The following is a 2,513-nucleotide window of genomic DNA, read 5'->3' as shown; positions in this document are numbered from 1 at the left end:
CGCGTCGCCGTAGGCGACGCGGATCACGTCCCGCACCGGCGCGGGCAGCGCCGCGAGATTCAGGTTGGCGCCGCCGCCCGGAGTGTGGGTGTCGATCCCGAGCTTCGCGAAGCCCTCGGCGGTCAGGTCGGTGACGCGGGTGGCGAGCACCGACCCGAGCACCGACACCCCGATCGCGCCGCCGAAGGTGCGGAAGAACGCCACCACGCTGCTTGCCGCCCCGATGTTGGCCACGCTGACGGTGTTCTGCACCGCGAGAACCACGTTCTGCATCAGCATCCCGGTGCCGAGCCCGAGCAGCGCGATCATCAACCCGATCTGCGTCATCGGCGTCTCGTGGTCGATGGTGGCGAGCAGCAGGAAGCCGACGAGCTGCAGGATCGATCCCGCGACGACGAAGCCCTTCCACTTGCCGAATCGGGTGATCAGCTGGCCGGAGCCGACGGTGCCGACCATCATGCCGAAGACCATCGGGATGGTGAGCAGGCCGGCCTCGGTCGGGGTGTGCCCCCGCGCGGTCTGGAAGTACTGCCCGAGGAAGGTGGTTGCGCCGAACAGGCCGACGCCGACCGCAACGGACGCGATGATCGCCAGCCCGGTGGTCCGCTCACGCACGATCGGCAGCGGGATGATCGGCGACGCCGCCCTGCTCTCGACGACGACGGTCGCGACGAGCAGCAGCACGCCGACACCGACGAGGATCGCGGACGGCGTCGACACCCAGTCGTAGTAGGTGGCCTTGCCCGCGAACGACACCCACACCAGCAGCACGGAGACGCCCGCGGTCAGCAGGGTGGCACCGACCCAGTCGATCGAGACGTCGTCCTTGCGGGTGGTCTCGATGTGCAGGGTCTTCTGCAGCAGCAGCAGCGCGATCACGGCGAGCGGGACGCACACGAAGAAGCACCAGCGCCAGCCGAGACCGTCCGCGATGACACCGCCGAGCACGGGTCCCCCCGCCATCGCGACGGCCATCACCGCGCCCATGTAGCCGGAGTACCTGCCGCGGTCGCGGGGCGGGATGATCGTGCCGATGATCGCGACGACCAGCGCGGTCAGGCCGCCCATGCCGACGCCCTGGATCACCCTGGCACCGAGCAGGACCGGCACGTTCTGCGCGATCCCGGCGATCACCGAGCCGACAACGAAGATGACGATCGACACCTGGACCAGGGTTTTCTTGTTGTACAGGTCGGCGAGCTTGCCCCAGATCGGTGTCGACGCCGCGGTCGCGAGCAGTGAGGTCGTGATGACCCATGCGTACTGCGTCTGGCTGCCGTTGAGGTCACCGATGATGGTCGGCAGCGCGGTCGAGACGATCGTCGAGCTGATCAGCGCCGTGAACAGCGCGGCCAGCAGACCCGCGAGCACCTCGAGGATCTCGCGGTGGGTCATCAGTTGGTCCGGGACGTGCGGCCCTGGCGCTGTCGTCGGTGCAGTCATGCGTGGTGCCCCCTCGGTGCATGGCCGATCTCCCGGAAGGTAAAGACAGGCTTTAATATGCTTGCGTTATGCAACTATATATTGATTGCATAGTGCAATCAAGTGGGCACCGTGCGTGAGATGCACCCCAATCGGGGTGAAAATCACGCACGGGCGCGTCAGCGCACCAGCAGGGCGAGGCACTCCATGTGGTGGGTGAGGGGGAACGCGTCGAAGGCTCGGACCCGCTCGAGGTGGTAGCCCTGCCCCAGGTAGAGGCCGATGTCGCGACCGAAGGCTGCGGGATCGCAGCCGATGTGCACGATCGCGGCGGCACCCGCCGCGGCGACGGCCTCGACGACCGACCTGCCCGCACCGGAGCGCGGCGGGTCGAGCACGACCGTGTCGACCGGACCCGACAGGTGATCGAGCGCATGCTCGACGCGGGACGCCTCGAACCGGACCTGCGGCAGGTCCGCGAGCGCGCGGCGGCCGGACTCGACCGCGCCGCGGCCGGACTCCACCGACACGACCGCGCCGCGCTCCCCCACCTGCGCGGCAAGGGCGGCGGCGAACACCCCGACCCCGCCGTACAGATCCCAGGCGGTGCCGCCGCCTGCCGCGCCCGACCAGTCGGCGACGACCTCCGAGTAGCGGGCCGCGGCGCCGCGGTGCGCCTGCCAGAACCCGGTCGCGGACAGCTCCCAGGCGCGGTCGCCGACGCGTTGGACGGCGCGCCCGCTGCCGATCACGACGTTTTCACGCCGCGGCCGGGACGTCGCGGCCCGGCGGGCGGTTGCGCCGCGCCTGCCGGGGCTGCGGCGGCCGGTCCGGCTCACGGGTGCGGGGTCGATCTCCACCACGTGCCGCACCCCATCGGCATCGACGGTGACCTGGAGTTCACCGCCGGGCCGCCAGCTGCGGTCGGCCAGCCCGTCATACATGCCCGAAACGGGTTGCGGGCAGGACAGGTCCGTGACCACGCCGGTGCCCCGGTACCGGTGGTAGCCGGGGCGGCCCTGGCCGTCCACGGCCAACCGCAGCCGGGTGCGCCAGCCGGTGCCGTCGCCGGTGCCGGGCAGGTCCTCGAC

At 70.6% G+C, this 2,513-nt stretch carries 2 protein-coding genes; both read right to left on the bottom strand.

Going from position 1 to position 2,513, the window contains the following annotated elements:
- On the bottom strand, window positions 1–1,443 hold a 1,443-nt coding region (locus tag ACFWQG_RS20265), incomplete at its 3' end, for an MDR family MFS transporter (RefSeq protein ID WP_378509448.1).
- Between the two features lie 158 nt (window positions 1,444–1,601).
- On the bottom strand, window positions 1,602–2,513 hold a 912-nt coding region (locus ACFWQG_RS20260), incomplete at its 5' end, for a class I SAM-dependent RNA methyltransferase (RefSeq protein ID WP_378509447.1).

Source organism: Rhodococcus sp. NPDC058532, assembly GCF_042719255.1.
Taxonomy (GTDB): Bacteria; Actinomycetota; Actinomycetes; order Mycobacteriales; family Mycobacteriaceae; genus Rhodococcus_G.
This window is presented reverse-complemented; position numbering and strand designations above follow the sequence as displayed.